A 14,850-nucleotide genomic window follows, 5' to 3' on the forward strand; every position below is an offset into this window, starting at 1 on the left:
GGTCACCTCAAAGCAGAAAGTCCGTGGAAAGGAAGCGCGACAGGCGCTCCCGCAGGATGGTTCGGATGAGGGCCTTGTCGGCTTCGTCGTCCCGGGCGGCCACCAGGGTGCGGATGGAAAAGGCCCTCAGGGCGTCGGCCACCGAAAGGGTCGATTCGGCGCTGTCCTTCCGTCCGGTGAAGGGAAACGTGTCCGGCCCCCTCTGGCACTGGCAATTGAGGTTGACACGGCACACCTGGTTGACCAGGGGGTCGATGAGTCGGGCCATCCGCTCGGGGTCGGTTCCGAAGAGGCTCAGCTGTTGGCCGTAGGGGGATTCGATCACGGCCCGCACCGGTTCTTCCAGGTCTTCGTAGGGAACCACGGGCAGCACGGGTCCGAACTGTTCTTCGTGGAAGAGCCGCATCCGGGCGTCCACCGGGTAGACCACCGCAGGCCGGAAGGCGGAGTAATGCCGGGATCCGCCCCCATCGTTGGTGACGCGGGCGCCCAGGGCCAGGGCATCGTCGATGAGGGACGCCAGATAGTCGGGTTTTCCCGGTTCCGCCAGGGGCGTGATCACGGGGTCTTCCCACGGCAGCCCCACGGGCACGGAGGAGACGGCGTCGCTCAAATCCCTCACGAACCTTTCCGCCAGGGACTTGTGCACAAAGAAGATCTTCAGGGCCGTGCACCGCTGCCCGTTGAACGAAAGGCCGCCCAGGACGCATTCCCGGACGGTCACCTCCAGGTCCGCGTCCGGCAGGATGATGGCCGGGTTTTTGGCTTCCAGGCCCAGGACGCACCGCAACCGGTTCAGCTTGGGGTGGCGTTGCCTCAGGGAGTTGGCCACCCGGCTGGTGCCGATGAAGGCGAAGACGTTCACCTTGCCCGATTCCATGAGCGGCGGGATCACCCGGGATCCGGATCCCGTGACCATATTCACCACCCCCGGCGGGAAGGCGTCCCGAAAGGCTTCCAGGAGCGGTTCGTAGAGGAGACAGCCGTGCTTGGGCGGCTTGAAGACCACCGTGTTTCCCATGAGGAGCGCCGGGATGAGGGTGGCGAAGGTTTCGTTCAGCGGGTAGTTGAAGGGTCCCATGCACAGGGCCACCCCCAGGGGGGCGCGGCGGATCTGGGCCAGGAGGCCTTCCTGGAAGACGAACCGGGAAGACGCCCGGTCCAGGTCTTTCAGGGCGTCGATGGTGTCCCGGATATACTGGACCGTCCGCGTGAATTCCTTTTCCGCGTCTTTTCGGCTCTTGCAGATTTCCCACATGATGAGCCGAACCACCGGGTCTTTTCGGGCCACCATGCGGTGGACGAAGTCCTCCATGTGGCCCAGGCGTTCCGCAACGGGCAGGGTGGGCCAGGGGCCTCGTCCGTGGTCGTAGGCGCGGTGGGCGGCTTCCAGGCATTCCAGGGCCCGGTCCGCGTCCAGGTCGGGAACGTGGCCCAGGCTCACGGGTTCGGGGCTCCCGCCGTCCCCCGCCATGTGGATGGGGGACGACACGGGGGTCTGGGGGCCCGACCACGGGATCATGCGACCGTCGCACAGATAGATCCGTTGATCCGTGAAGGACGGCCGGAACGGTTCGGGGATTTGGTCCTCGGATGTGAGGACCAGGTCTTCCAGGTCCTTGGACGGGTTCATGGGGCAACTCCTTTCTTGTCCGCGGGGCCCTTCCCCGCCGCCCCCTCGCGGCGTTGCGCTTTCCTGGCGGCCCGTTCGTGGCGCAGGCGCTCGCGGGCCCGGCTGATCCGCGTCTTCACCTTCTCCCGGTAACCCGTGACGGCGCGAAGCGCCAGCCAGTAGCCCAGAACCGCCAGGGGGAGCCCCACCACGAGGCCTCCCAGGGCCATGGCGCCCAGCACGTGGGGCGCCTTCGTGAGAACATAGACGAAGCCCTTGGTCTGCAGGGCCGCGCCGTGGTGAACGGCCTTTCCCAGGCTCAGCAGGCGGGCTCCCACCCAGTAGTTGAGGGAATAGATGAGGGGGGCGGTCACGGGGTTGGTGATCCAGACCCCCGCTGCGGCGGCGATCTTGTTCCAGCCAAGCACGGCCGCCAGGAAGGCGGCCAGGACCATCTGCACGCCCAGGGTGGGCGTCATGCCCACCAGGATGCCCAAGGCGAATCCCAGAGCGATTTCGTGGGGATCGCCGTGGATCCGGACGAAGCGGTCGTAGAATCGGCGAAGCTTTTGGTTCATGGCCCGGTCTTCTTCCTCACGGGGCCTCCTCGGCCGGCAGGGGGGTCTTGGTGTGCCAGATGAGCACCAGGAGAAGCACCATCAGGGCCGCCCACACCAGGGCCGCCCAGATCCGCGCGTTCCGCGCTTTTTCCTGCTCCCACCACAGGGACGGGCGGATGCCCATCACCCAAAAACAGAGTACGCAGGACAGGTTGATGCCGATGAGATTGGCGCAAAAGAGCAGGGCCGCCCGCCAGGCGTGGGCCGTATGTCCGGATCCCAGCAGCAGACCGCAGGCGGTCAGGGGCGGCAGCAGGGCCACAGCCACCATGACGCCCACCAGGGCGGAAGCCATCCCGGTGGTCATGGCCAGGGCCCCGGCGGCCCCCGAGGCGAGAGCCAGCACCACGTCGCTCAGGGTCACGTAGGTCCTGGAGGCGATTTCCGGAAGACCGGGATCCGCCTGCAGAAACAGGCCGAAGGCGGCCGCGCTCGCCACGGCCGCCGCCGTCCCGATGGCCAGACTTGACACGGCGGACAAGGCTAACGCGCCGTCGCCCAACGTGGTGGCCATGGCCAGTGCCACGTTGGGACTCAGCAGCGGGGCGATGACCATGGCGCCCAAAACCACCACCTGACTCCCGCGCACCATGCCCACAGTGGCCACCACCACGGAAAGGACCACGAGAACCACATAGGCCAGGTTGGGGACGGTGGCCTGGGAAACGTCCGTGTAGAGTTCTTCCCGGCTGATCCGAAGGAGGCGGCTGTCCCAGAACCGGCGGCCCGGTTCCGGCCGGGGATCGGCTCCCGCCTTCGGCTCTTCTTCCTCCCGGGGGAGCACCGCTTCCACCTCCAGCACCCAGGCTCGGAATTCGGGCAGAGCCTCGTAGTTCCGGTTGATCATCTCCAGGAGGGGTTCCACCGCTTCGGGGCTTGCAACCACGCGCACCAGCGCCAGTTGGTGGTCCAGAGGGGCCGCAAAGGCATCCTTGAAGCCCGCATCCCGGAGGGTCTGCAGGGCGAAGTCGCACACGTCCCGGGGAAGGGTCATCTCCACCAGCCTCATGGATCTTCCCCCTCCTCCTTCTCGGTCCGGGCGCGCCGGTCCCTGCCCCCCTCGACGGCGGACTCAAAGCTTGAGACCACCGACCGGATGTGGATGTCCCTTTGCGGGAAGGGGATCTCGATCCCCCGCTCCCGGAAGAGGCGGTCGATCTCGAAGCGGATGTCCGTCTCCACCTGGATGCAGGCATCGATGGTGGTCCAGACCCGTAGCCGGAAGAGGAGCGCGCTGTCTCCGAAATCGAGAAAAAGAACGCTGGGTTCCGGTTTCTTGAAAACGCGCGGATGCTTGTCGGCGACTTCCAGGAGCGTTCGTCGCACCAGTTCCACGTCGGAACCGTAGGCCACGCCCACGTCGATGTTTCGCCGAAGCCGCATGTCCTTGAAACTCCAGTTGGTCACCCGGCCGCTGATGAATTCCGAATTGGGGATGATGAGCGAGGCGTTGTCCCAGGTCTGGATGACGGTGGAGCGCACGTTGATCTTTTTGACTTCCCCCCAGATGCCGTCCACCTCGATGGCGTCCCCCACCTGGATAGGCCGTTCGAACAGGAGAATCAGCCCGCTGATGAAGTTGTTGAAGATGTTCTGCAGCCCGAAGCCCAGGCCAACGCCCAGGGCGCCGAAGGCCACGGTGAGGGACGTGCCGCTGAAGCCCAGGGCGTTCAAGGCGGCCAGGACCCCCAGGAACCAGAGAACGTACCCGCTGATGGTGGTGATGGATTCCTGGAGGCCCACCTCCAGGCCGCTGTGGCGAAAGACGCGGCTTCGTAGCAGGTTCTTGAAGAGGCGCGATCCCGCATGGGTCACCGCCAGGATGAGCAGCGCGTAAACCAGGCCGCTCAACCGGAAGGTGAGTCCTCCGATGGGAACCGGCGTGTCGAGTATCCGGAAGAAGGTGAGGATCACGGCCTGCTTGGCCCCCCAGGCGACCAGGGTCCCCACGACGCCTGAAAAGAGCCAGACGACCCACAAAATCCGCACCAGGAGCCACTGAAAGGAGCGCCGGGTGTCCTCGTCCCCGGCGGCGAAGGCCGCCGCCGTCTCGGAGGCATCCTCCCACTCCCCCAGGGCCTTGTAGCAGACGAAGAGCCAGAGGGCCACGGCGGCCGTGCGTCCCCACCCGGCGTACCAGACGGTGGCCAGCAGCCCGTAGCCGGCCAGCTCCAGCAATACTCCCGCCCCGGCCACCGTGTAAAGCCCCACGGCGGAAACGGTGGCCAGACGGCGGGCCCTTGGAGATCCTTCCGCGGCCGCGCCGCTCGCCCGCCGCACCATGCCGCGGCCAAGGGCCAGGGCCCAGGCGAGGAAAAGTACTTCCAGGGCAAATCGGTAGAGGAGGAGCAGGGTGCTGGAGCCACCCAGGACCGCCTGCAGGCACAGGTGGGACAGGACCAGCCAGCGGCCCAGGGAGAGGGCCAGCCGGACGCGGGGCCGCACGAAGGAGGCCAGGGGCGAATCGTAGTGTTCCTTCAGGAGAGCCAGAAAGTGGATCCCCCAGGACGTGAGGAGCCACAGCAGCAGGGCCTGCACCAGGATCTGTAGCGGCGGAAAGGTGGTGTAGAGGCCGCGGGCCAGGCCGTAGCCGTAGGCGAAGATGACGGCCCCCGCCAGAGGAAGGGAGCGGGCCATGAGTCTCACGGTGATGCAATACCAAACCTTTTCCCTCCGCAGCGGGGCCGAGGCGTGGGCCTGGCACAGGGACCTGAGCCGGAACAGGACCACCTCCACCGCGGCGAAGACCAAAAGGGACGTGATCAGGAGAATCCCGCCCGTCTTCCAAAGAAACCGCCCCTGGTCCATCCAGAAGCCGGGGGAAAGGGGGCGCGTGCTGAGAAGGGCCAGCCGCTCCACCTCCTCCCGCACCGCCTCCACGCTCAGAGCGCTCAGGGGGTTCCGGCTTCTTCGGAAGAGCTCTTCCTTTTTTCGCTCCGCCAGGCGCACTGCCAGCTTTTCCTGGAGGTCTCCCGCTTCCTGCTGAATCTGGGACCAGTCGGCGCTGAGCTTGCCTACCTTCTCCCGGAGCCCCTGAAGGAGCTTTTCCTTTTGTTGCAGCAGGCCGTGGGCTTCCTTCAGTTGCTCCAGCAGGGTGCGCACGACGGGCAGGGCCGCCCCTTGCGCCTTGAGATCCTGGCTCTGCTTTTCGTTGAGGGATTTCTGGTCCGCCAGTGCCTTGAGACGCTGGTTCAGGTCGGCTTGCCGTTCGGTAAGTTCCTTGAGGCGCTGAGCCGCCGTTTCCCCGATCTGCTTGATGGCTCCTTGGGCCTTATCCAGATCTTCCAGGGAGGCGGTGGCAAGGGAGAGCAGGTTGCCGAAGGCTGATATCTGGAGCCGGATGGCGCTTATCTCGCGGGAAAAGGAGTTTTCCAGGTGTTCCAGCTCTTCCCGTCTCCGGATCAGTTCCTCCAGCAGGGCCTTTTCGGCGGCGATGGCCTTGGTGAGCGATTCGGACAGCTGTTCGTACTGGGCTTGGGCGTCCTGTGCGGCCGGTGCCTGATCGTTGGGGGCTTGGGCCAAGGCGGGCATGGGCCCCGAGACGACCGACATCACTGCCACGAGGCTCATAAGGAAAAGGCCGACGAAACGTTTGAAAGGGGATGAGAAAGCGGGCGTCTTGTGTTTCACAGCCATTTCTTTTTCCTGAAGTAGAAAAGCATGAGCACCCCCACGCCGATCATGACGATCCACACCGCCGGGTAGGCCCACGGCCATTTCAGTTCCGGCATGTGTTCGAAGTTCATCCCGTAGACCCCCGCAATGAAGGTGACGGGGATGAAGATGGTGGCGATGATGGTGAGGACCTTCATGACCTCGTTCATGCGGTTGCTCTGGGTGGAAAGATAAACCTCCAGGAGGGCCGAGCCCATTTCCCTGTGGTTGTCCAGAATGTCCAGTGCCTGGAGCACGTGGTCATAAAGATCCTTCAGGTACGGCTGGGTCGTCTCCTTCATGAGAGACCCCTCTTCGCGCCACAAGACGCTCACCGCCTCCCGCAGCGGCAGGCTTGCGCGTCGCATGAACAGGCACTGTCTCCGCACGCGGTGGATGTCGTCCAGCAGTTCCCTCCACTGCTCATCGAACAAGGCCTCCTCCAGGTCCTCGATGCGGTCTCCCAGGGCCTCCAGTACCACGAAATAGTGGTCCACCACCAGATCCATCAAGCAGTAGAGCAGATAGTCCGGCCCGGATTGCCGGAGGCGGCTTCGGGGGTTGGAAAGCCTTTTGATGACGGGCTCGAAAATCGGCCGATCGCTTTCCTGGAAGCTCACAAGCGCCTCTTCCGTCAGCACGAAACAGACCTGCTCCACCTCCATGACCGCCGTTATCGGGTCCATGGAGAAGAATTTGAGCAGAACGAAGATGCCCTGGTCCAAGAGCTCCACCTTGGGGCGGTGGCCCGTGTTGAGGATATCCTCCAGGATCAGGGGTGGTATCTGGAAGCAGTGCCCCAGTCGTTCCACGACGCCCACCCGATGGAGGCCGCTCACGTGCACCCACAGGTTGGTGTGCCGGCGGGTCAGGTCGGAACAGTCCTCCACCTGTTCCAGGTCAAAGGTTTCCAGCACCTCCCGGCCGTAGTCCACCACGCGGATGCGAACGCTTTCGGTCCGCTTCCTCCCCACAAAGGCCAGCGTGCCGGGAGGCAGCCCCGGCTGCTTGGCGGATCTCTTCGCTTCCTCTTTCATGGCCTTTCCTTCCGGGAAAAAGAAGCGTGCATTATTCCAGAGCCCTTGTAGGCGTCCGTATCTACCCCATGTTCATCCTTTGCGGTCACGGTCTGTAGGGGCGAATCATCACTTGCCCCTACAGTGTCTTGCTTCCGAAAGGCGCGTTTCCTTCTGAGTGGTTGCGCATGGCGGGATGGCTTTCCTGGGAGCGCGAGCCTCCGGCCCGCAAGGATGCCGGCGAAACGCCCGCGGTCCCAGGGAAAAGATGGGCCCCGGTTCACGCTTTCTCCGTGCGGGGTGGCGAGGTTTGTCGTGATCCCTCATGAGGTTTCCCCTTGGAGCATCCGGAGCTTGAGCTGGCGGCGGTCGTCGTTGGCCAGGTAGAGGGTCCGGGTGGGGAAGGCGAATTCGATGCCCTCCTCGTTGAAGGCCTTCAGGATCGCCAGGCAGGTCTTCTGGAGCCAGGCCTGGTAGGCCCAGTAGTCGGGCGGGTGGTACCAGGCGATCACCATGATGTTGAGGCTCCAGTCGTTGAATCCGTTGAAGACGACCCGGGGCGGAAAGTCCGGGTGCATGCCTTCGTGGTTTTCCAGGATGGTGCGGATGATCTCCACGGCGCGCTCCACCTTTTCCGGCGGCGTGTCGTAGGTGATGGTGATGTTGGTGAGCCAGCGGATGTGGGGGCGTTTTCCCACGTTTTCAATGGGGGAGTTGACCACCTTTTCGTTGGGCACGGTCACCAGGTGTCCCGTCAGGGTCCGAAGCCGGATGCTTCGAAACCCCACGGATTCCACGATCCCGTCGTAGCCGTCCACCAGGATGCGTTCCCCCACCTGGAAGGGTTTGTCGAAAAGGATGGTCAGGGTGCCGAAAAAGTTGGCCACCGATTCCTTGGCCGCCAGGGCCAGGGCCAGGCCGCCGATTCCCAGGGAGGCGATGAGCGGGCCCACGTCGATGCCCGTGAGGGTCTGGAGCACCATGATGGCGCCCACGGCCGCCACGAAGATCCTAAGGGTCTTGCCCACCAGAGGGACCAGCATGTCGTCGATGGTGCTTTCCGTGGTGCTCGCCCATTGCTTCAGGCGCACATCCACCACCGCCACCAGCCGGTAGATGACCCAGATGAGGACGATGGTGCCGCCCACGTCGGCGGCCCGACTGGCCACCGTGTGGACCAGGTTGGTGCCGTCGGGGGATTGGAAGTGGCCGAAGAGCGGGGACAGGGCCGCATAGACGCCGTAGACCCAGATGAAGAGGGTGAGGGGCTTGTGGAGGGTTTCCAAGGTCAGGTAGACCCACCCGTCCTTTTCCCCAGCCGCTTCCAGCCTCTGGAGCCTTCGGCGCAGCAGCGCACGCACCAGCCGCTCGAAGACCACCACCCCAAAGAGGAGCCCGGCGCAGACCATGAGCTTCAGCCAGCTGATGCCGTAGGCAATCTTCGCATCCACCCATTTGCCCAGGCGGCGGGACGCTCTTTCGCTGATCCGATCGATGTTCGCCCCGATCTTTTGGGCCGCCTGGTCGATCTTTTCGGTCTGAACGGGCGTCACCTTTTCCTTGGGAAGAGGAAGCAGCGGCTCCTTGGGGGCCCCCTCTCCGTTTCCGTCGGCCGGGGCGGTCTGCTGAGAGGCGGGAGCGGATATCGGGGTCTGCCCCCAGGCGGACCCCACCGGACCGGCCAGGAACACCGAGGCGAAGACAACGACCAGAAGGGTTCGAAAGGGCTTCCGTATCCACGAAACCAAACCCACCTTGTACCTCCTTCTTTCAGCGTGGCGGCTCATGGGGCGATTACACGAAACAACACGTTCTGTTTTCAATGCAAGCGGGACGTGGGGCCGAATCATCCTTCGCCCCTACATTGGTCATATTCCAACGGCCATCAACATCTTTTTCGTTTCGTCCGACAGGTTCACAGGAAGAAACATGGATGCTGGATAAAGGTATCCATCCGGTTCGGATAGATCTTCATCCAGTATGCGGAGCATATGATGCGCTTCCGCTTCGGGATCCGGCAGCTTGCGATAGATTTTACCCACGATCAAGCTTGCCGGGTTGTCCTTATTGTTGATGCAAACCACGTATTCAATCATCGGATCAACCTCTTGATCTTAAAATCCCTGCGACCAATTCCATGGGCTTCGTACCAGTGAATTTCGGCCTCACAAGTGGTTCCGTCCGCAAGTTGCACGACGGCGATACCCTTCATCTTCCGCCTACGTCCCGGACCGTAGTGGCGCTCCAGATATCGCCTGATATGCACGCCTCGGCCTGAGGCAATGACCTCGATATCCTTGATCTCACTGAGGATCCATAACCCCTGAACCTTCATCGGGTCACACGCGGATTGGCGATCGTAGGTATCTTCACCGTCCAAACATACCCCATCTTCCCCGCTCCAACAACGCCCGGCCCTGCAAAGCCGCCGAACGTCGCGGGCAGGGGCGGGGTTCATCCCCGCCCGTGAAGCGTGCGGTGATGGATGGACGCGGTGAGGGCCATCTCGGCGGTTCAGGTTCCCGAGGCCCTGCGCACCTTGAGGTTGAGAAGCTCCACGAAGAGCGAAAAGCCCATGGCGAAGTAGATGTAGCCCCTTTCGATGTGCTTTCCGAAGCCCTCGGCCACCAGCATGACGCCGATGAGCAGGAGAAAGCTGAGGGCCAGCATCTTCAGCGTGGGGTGCCGGTCGATGAAGGCGCTGACCGCTCCGGCGAAAAGCATCATGGCTCCCACCGCCAGGACGATGGCGACGATCATGACCCCCACATGCCGGGCCATGCCCACGGCGGTGATGATGGAGTCGATGGAAAAGACGAGGTCCAGAACCAGGATCTGAAAGATCACGGCTCCGAAGGTGGCCTTGCCGGTTCCCTTACGCCCTGCTTCCTCTCCGGTTCCTTCCAGCTTGTTGTGGATCTCGTGGGTGGCCTTGGCGATGAGAAAGAGTCCGCCGGCCAGCAGGATGAGATCCCGACCGGACACCGGATGGGAAAGGAGGTGAAAGAGAGGGGCCGTCAGACGCATCATGGCGGCGATGGTGAGAAGCAGGGCGATCCGGAGAAACATGGCGCCGAAGAGGCCCAGCCGCCTGGCCTTTTCCCGTTGTCCCGCCGGCAGGCGGCCGCTCACGATGGCGATGAAAACGATGTTGTCGATGCCCAGCACCAGTTCCATGGCGGTCAAGGTCACCAGGGCCGCCGCATTTTCCAGGGTCCACAAATTCTCGAACAGCATGTTTTTAAGGAGTCTCCTCTTCCAGGATGTTTTCCGTTTCCCCGTTTCGCACCAGAAGGACCGGCCCCAGGGGTAGGATCGTCCGGTCGATCTCTTCCGCGTAACCGAGGGCTTCCCCGGGCTCGGGCACCCGCATGCCCAGGAGGGTCAGGTCCGTCTGCCCGCTCTGCTGCCTCAGCACGGACGTGAACGGCTGCCGCGGATCCGCCTTGGTGAAGACCACCAGCTCCGCGTCCATGCGAACCTTGTAGAGCATCTTCTGGAGGTGGTTCCGGACTCCCTCCACGGCTTCTTCCCTGTCCACCACCTGCAGGAGGCGTATTTGAGCGTTCTGCCACGGCTCGCTCTGCCGGAGAATGTGGGCGATGAGCAGCATGAGTTCCGCGTTTCGGTCCCGCCCTCTCCACCACACGTCGATGAGGCCGCAGGTGCCGAAGCCCCTTTCTTCATGGGCCCGGAGAAAGAGCACGGACTTTTTCAGGGAGATGAGCTTGCGCATGAGAAGGAGTTGTTCCGCCTGGGCGGAGCGGCGGCCGGCCCATCCCATGGCGACCATGTTGGGCTCCAGACCGGCCAGGCCGTGGGCCTGCAGCAGCGTGACGGCCCCCCGGTAGAGGTCCTCCACGATGCTCGATTCGGTGAAGGCCAGGATCCCCTTTTCCGTCAGATACTTCTGCATGTAACGTCTGGACGTCTCCCGGTAGCCTTTTCCGGCCAGGGCCTCCACATCGCCTTCGATGACGTGGTAGAAGGTGACGAAGCCTCTCCCCTTCGCCATCCACGTGCCCAAGGTGAGCAGGTGTTCCTGTTTTTGAGGGGATCGCAGAAAGACCACCAGATTGGGCCTCCAGTTCTTGATGTGCCAGGGAACGGTCTCCAGACCCATCAGGCTCAAACGGGCCAAGCTCAGCCAGATGCCGCTGCGGATGTCGCCCCAGTCGTGGCGCAGCGAACGCCGCTTCAACAGGAAATAGACTCCGTAGCTGAGGATGATCGCCGCTCCGGTGGCCAGCGGATTGATGAGAAACATGGCCGTATAGCACCCCATGGCGCCCAGGAAGGAGAGGACCCAGGGAACATTGAAGTGGGGACGGAAAGACGGGTTTCCCAGGAGCCGTTCCAGTCCTGCGGCCAGGTTGATCATCCCGTAGGTGTTCAGGAAAAACATGGTGATGATGGAAGCCACGAAGTCCAGGTTGCCCATCCAGATGACGGCCAGGGCGATCAGAGTGGTGAGAAGGACCGCCATCCTGGGTTCGGTGGCGCTGCCCAGCTGAAGGGCCAAGATGCGGGGAACGACCCCGTCCGTAGCCAGGGCTTTGAGGATCCGGGGGGCCGCCAGAATGCTTCCAAGCGCCGACGAGAGTGTGGAAGCCCAGACCCCCGCCAGGACGAGAATGGGCCATCTGGCGATCCGGTAAAGAATCATGGGATCCGTCAGCAGGTCCTCCACCCGCACATGAACCGCCAGCCAGAACGCCGTGGCCAGGTAGACCAGGGCCGTGACGGCGATGGCTCCCAGGGTTCCCCGGGGGATGCTGCGCATGGGGTCCTTGAGGTCGCCCGACATGCTGGCGCCCACCGTGATTCCGGTCACCGCCGGGAAGAATATGGCAAAGACCGTCCAGAAGGAGGCGTCTCCCATGGGGGTGGGCCAGAAGGTGGGCGATGTCCAACTGTCCCAGGACCCGGCGAAAACGGACACCAGGGATAGGGCCAGGGCTCCCAGAATGCCCAGCTGGATCCTCAGAGCGAAGTCGGCTCCCACGAAGGCCAGGAGGCCGAAAAGCAAGGCCACGCCGGTGGCCAGGAGTCTCGGATCCGCCAGGGGGAAGACGCTGACGAAGGCTTCCGTGAAGCCGATGATGTAAAAGGCCACCGAGATCGCCTGGGACAGGTAGAGAGGCAGGCCGATGGCGCCGCCGATCTCCAGGCCCAGCGTCCTGGAGATCATGTAGTAGGGGCCGCCTCCCTTCACGAACATGTTGGTGGAGATGGCCGCGATGGAAAACCCCGTGAGGAGGGAAATCACGTTGGCCGCCACGATGATGATCATGGCTCCGGCCAGGCCCGCCTGACCCACCACCCAGCCGATGCGCAAAAACAGGATGATGCCCAGAATCGTCAGGACGTTGGGAGTGAAAACGCCGGTGAAGGTTCCGAATCGACCCTGTTCCGCCATGGTGTCCTCCTTGAATCCCGTTGTCTTTCTATCACAGGTGCTGTAGGTTCTGTGAGTCAAACGGCGGGGGCACCCGGGTTCGACCGGGAAAAAAGATGCAGGGTGCGTGGATGAGACGATGGACAAATGCTTCGTGTGGGAGTGGTAACGGAGGATTCAACGCTTTGTGAGACCATCCGGGCGGCGGCTCCGGAGGATGTCCGGGTGGAGTGGTTCGCCGGCCGCCGGGAGATCGCCGAGACGGACGGCCGGAAGGTTCCTTCGGTTCTCTTTATGGATCTGGCCTTGTTGGGCCCCCCTCCTGCCATGGAAAGGGGCAGGACGGCCCGCGCGCCCTGGCAGGACGCGGGGCTGGACCCGTCGACCCGGGTGGTGGTGCTGGCTCCCCGCGACCAGGCCTCTCAGGCCATCCGCATGGTCCGCGCCGGGGCCCTCACCTACCTGACCTATCCCTTCCGCCCCACCGAGTTGAAAAACGTCTGGAGCGTGGCCCGTGCGGCCCTGCGTTCCGAAGGCGAAGCCGTCGCCGCCCGGGACGCCTTCTGGAAGGACATCTACCGCCATCTGGTCCGGACCAACAGCGCCCAGATGCAGACGGTCATGGATCAGCTCAAGGCCGTGGCCCCCACCGACGCCACCATCCTGCTCTACGGCGAGACGGGCACGGGAAAGAACATGCTGGCCAAGGTGATCCACGAGCACAGCGCCCGGGCCCACAAGCCCTTCGTGGCCGTCCACTGCGGGGCCATTCCGGAGGGCCTGGTGGAAAGCGAGTTTTTCGGCCACGAAAAGGGAGCCTTTACCGGGGCCGTCCGAAAGAAGCTGGGCAAGTTCGAGATCGCCGACCAGGGAACCATCTTCCTGGACGAGATCGGAACCATCACCCTGCCGGTCCAGATCAAGCTGCTCCAGGTCCTCCAGGAAGGCACCTTCAGCCGCGTGGGCGGGGAAAAGGAACTGCACACGGATGTGCGGGTCATTTCCGCCACCAACGTGGACCTCAAATCCCTGGTGGAGCAGGGGCGTTTCCGGCAGGACCTCTATTACCGCCTGGAGGTCTTTCCCATCCACATTCCGCCCTTGCGGGAGCGGCGGGAGGACATCCCGCTTCTGGCCGACATCTTCCTGGAAAAGCTCCGAAGAAGGCACCGCAAGCCCATCCAGGACATCCATCCCGACGTGATCGGCGCCTTTCTGGCCTACGATTGGCCCGGAAACATCCGGGAGATGGAAAACGTCATGGAAAGGGCCTTCATCCTGGAGACCGAAACCACCCTCACCCCCACCCATTTCCCTGCGGAAATCATGGGGGAGGTGCGCGCGGTGGTCCGGCCCCTCTTTCATCCGGCCATGACACTGGCCGAATTCCGAAAGCACGCGGTGGAGGAGGCGGAGCGGACCTACCTTTCGGAGCTGCTCCGCTACCACAAGGGCAGGATCAACCTGACGGCCCAGTCCGCCGGGATCACTCCCCGCCAACTCCACAAGCTCATGAAACGCCATAATCTCAGGAAAGAGGACTATCGCCCGGCCCGCAAGGCGGGGGGCTGAGCCGCGCGCCCTTGCTCAGGCGGCCCTCGTCACATCGTTCACCGGGCGAACCTCGGCGATGCTCTTCTTGCGGTCCCCCCAGCCTTCGAAGAGTACGGCTTCGGGGTGGGCGTCCAAACTGTGGTAGTCCCGCACCGCCAGGCCCATGGACCGGACCGCGGCGTCGCTGTAGACCCGCACGTCGTAAATATGCGGGGTTTCGGCCCTGGGACGCAGAACCGCCTTCAGATTCCACACCCAATCGGGGTCCTTTTTCAGCCGAACCACCAGGTAGCGGCCCACCTCGTCGGGGATCTCCGTGGGCTTGGGAAGCGTCTGGGTCTTTGCCTCTTTTTTCCAGAACAGGATCTTCTTCCATTCCATGGGCGGTCTCCTCGCGCAGGGACTCGTCGGGTTGTCTTCTCTCCATCGGGGCTGATCATGAGGAGGCAAATTGCGGGCCACATTGGGTTTCGCCGTGGAGGGCGGGCGGGGCAGAGGGATCCGGCGGGCCGGACTTCAACGGCCTTGCTGGAAACCGGTTTCGGAAATTCCGAAACCGGAAAGCGACAGAACCGGAGGTTCCGAAAAGAGGGCGGAGTCGCGTTTCATTCTACCTAAACTGAGCGATTTTTTCTTCGGGTGTCTCTTACACCGCGTGATTAGCGGGCGGGGATAAACCCCGCCCCTAGTGCGCCTGGGAGCAGGCGTGATCAGAGAGGTGAAAGTCCTCTTCCGGGAGATGCCCGCTCCCGGTAGTCGAAGGTAACTGCGTCGCCGTGAGGCGGGGTGGGAAGCAACCGGAGACGAACACACAGTCCGCAGGATGACGAACGCGATTCGGCCTTACGACTCGACGAGTCTCCTAGGGAAGGACGAAGTCCAGACCGTGTCAAAGCGGCAAGGTATGGTCGAGATACTGTGGCACTCGCAGACGAAAGGGCGAGAAACGGAGAACACAAACTTCGACCTGGAGCCGACCGACGTAGCCACGGAAGT

12 protein-coding genes are annotated in these 14,850 nt (G+C 63.3%); 1 reads left to right on the plus strand and 11 read right to left on the minus strand.

Features of this window, described 5'->3' with window-relative positions:
* Positions 1-7: 7 nt before the first annotated feature.
* From BUB04_RS11765 to BUB04_RS11810, 10 genes are all read right to left on the minus strand, one after another.
* On the minus strand, positions 8-1,633 hold the full coding sequence (locus BUB04_RS11765; RefSeq protein WP_073039723.1) for an NADP-dependent glyceraldehyde-3-phosphate dehydrogenase: 1,626 nt from the start codon (positions 1,631-1,633) through the stop codon (positions 8-10).
* A complete protein-coding gene (locus BUB04_RS11770; RefSeq protein ID WP_073039725.1) occupies positions 1,630-2,190 on the minus strand; it encodes a DUF2062 domain-containing protein in 561 nt (186 codons plus the stop codon). The genes BUB04_RS11765 and BUB04_RS11770 overlap by 4 nt, the downstream gene beginning before the upstream one ends.
* Before the next feature lie 16 nt (positions 2,191-2,206).
* Positions 2,207-3,241, minus strand: coding sequence for a TIGR00341 family protein (locus tag BUB04_RS11775; RefSeq protein WP_073039727.1), 1,035 nt, complete (start codon positions 3,239-3,241; stop codon positions 2,207-2,209).
* A complete protein-coding gene (locus BUB04_RS19615; protein ID WP_218588439.1) occupies positions 3,238-5,868 on the minus strand; it encodes a mechanosensitive ion channel family protein in 2,631 nt (876 codons plus the stop codon). Before BUB04_RS19615 ends, BUB04_RS11775 begins: the two co-directional genes overlap by 4 nt.
* Positions 5,859-6,923, minus strand: coding sequence for a magnesium/cobalt transporter CorA (gene corA / locus BUB04_RS11785; RefSeq protein WP_073039728.1), 1,065 nt, complete (start codon positions 6,921-6,923; stop codon positions 5,859-5,861). Before corA ends, BUB04_RS19615 begins: the two co-directional genes overlap by 10 nt.
* 302 nt (positions 6,924-7,225) lie before the next feature.
* Positions 7,226-8,656, minus strand: a complete 1,431-nt coding sequence (locus BUB04_RS11790; RefSeq protein WP_245795181.1) for a mechanosensitive ion channel family protein — start codon at positions 8,654-8,656, stop codon at positions 7,226-7,228.
* Positions 8,657-8,770: 114 nt separating this feature from the next.
* A complete protein-coding gene (locus BUB04_RS11795; RefSeq protein ID WP_084076441.1) occupies positions 8,771-8,998 on the minus strand; it encodes a hypothetical protein in 228 nt (75 codons plus the stop codon).
* Complete coding sequence (locus BUB04_RS20295; protein ID WP_073039749.1) at positions 8,995-9,237, minus strand: hypothetical protein; 243 nt, start codon at positions 9,235-9,237, stop codon at positions 8,995-8,997. Before BUB04_RS20295 ends, BUB04_RS11795 begins: the two co-directional genes overlap by 4 nt.
* A gap of 179 nt (positions 9,238-9,416) precedes the next feature.
* Complete coding sequence (locus BUB04_RS11805) at positions 9,417-10,139, minus strand: TerC family protein (protein ID WP_073039730.1); 723 nt, start codon at positions 10,137-10,139, stop codon at positions 9,417-9,419.
* Positions 10,140-10,143: 4 nt separating this feature from the next.
* Complete coding sequence (locus tag BUB04_RS11810; protein ID WP_073039732.1) at positions 10,144-12,321, minus strand: APC family permease; 2,178 nt, start codon at positions 12,319-12,321, stop codon at positions 10,144-10,146.
* Positions 12,322-12,447: 126 nt separating this feature from the next.
* On the opposite strand from BUB04_RS11810, the gene BUB04_RS11815 reads away from it, so the two are divergent.
* Positions 12,448-13,872: a sigma-54 interaction domain-containing protein gene (locus BUB04_RS11815; RefSeq protein ID WP_073039733.1), complete on the plus strand. Its 1,425-nt coding sequence runs from the start codon at positions 12,448-12,450 to the stop codon at positions 13,870-13,872.
* A gap of 15 nt (positions 13,873-13,887) precedes the next feature.
* Here BUB04_RS11815 and BUB04_RS11820 read toward each other — a convergent pair whose 3' ends face one another.
* The gene (locus tag BUB04_RS11820) at positions 13,888-14,235 is read right to left on the minus strand and encodes a hypothetical protein (protein ID WP_073039735.1); all 348 of its coding nucleotides are present in this window, start codon (positions 14,233-14,235) and stop codon (positions 13,888-13,890) included.
* Positions 14,236-14,850: the final 615 nt, after the last annotated feature.

The organism is Desulfacinum infernum DSM 9756, assembly GCF_900129305.1.
Classification (GTDB): Bacteria; Desulfobacterota; Syntrophobacteria; order Syntrophobacterales; family DSM-9756; genus Desulfacinum; species Desulfacinum infernum.

Coding starts and splice junctions, on each gene's coding strand:
- BUB04_RS11795 (WP_084076441.1), bottom strand. CDS start 8,998: ATGATTGAATACGTGGTTTGCATCAACAATAAGGACAACCCGGCAAGC.
- BUB04_RS20295 (WP_073039749.1), bottom strand. CDS start 9,237: ATGAAGGTTCAGGGGTTATGGATCCTCAGTGAGATCAAGGATATCGAG.
- corA (WP_073039728.1), bottom strand. CDS start 6,923: ATGAAAGAGGAAGCGAAGAGATCCGCCAAGCAGCCGGGGCTGCCTCCC.
- BUB04_RS19615 (WP_218588439.1), bottom strand. CDS start 5,868: ATGGCTGTGAAACACAAGACGCCCGCTTTCTCATCCCCTTTCAAACGT.
- BUB04_RS11815 (WP_073039733.1), top strand. CDS start 12,448: ATGCTTCGTGTGGGAGTGGTAACGGAGGATTCAACGCTTTGTGAGACC.
- BUB04_RS11770 (WP_073039725.1), bottom strand. CDS start 2,190: ATGAACCAAAAGCTTCGCCGATTCTACGACCGCTTCGTCCGGATCCAC.
- BUB04_RS11820 (WP_073039735.1), bottom strand. CDS start 14,235: ATGGAATGGAAGAAGATCCTGTTCTGGAAAAAAGAGGCAAAGACCCAG.
- BUB04_RS11810 (WP_073039732.1), bottom strand. CDS start 12,321: ATGGCGGAACAGGGTCGATTCGGAACCTTCACCGGCGTTTTCACTCCC.
- BUB04_RS11805 (WP_073039730.1), bottom strand. CDS start 10,139: ATGCTGTTCGAGAATTTGTGGACCCTGGAAAATGCGGCGGCCCTGGTG.
- BUB04_RS11765 (WP_073039723.1), bottom strand. CDS start 1,633: ATGAACCCGTCCAAGGACCTGGAAGACCTGGTCCTCACATCCGAGGAC.
- BUB04_RS11775 (WP_073039727.1), bottom strand. CDS start 3,241: ATGAGGCTGGTGGAGATGACCCTTCCCCGGGACGTGTGCGACTTCGCC.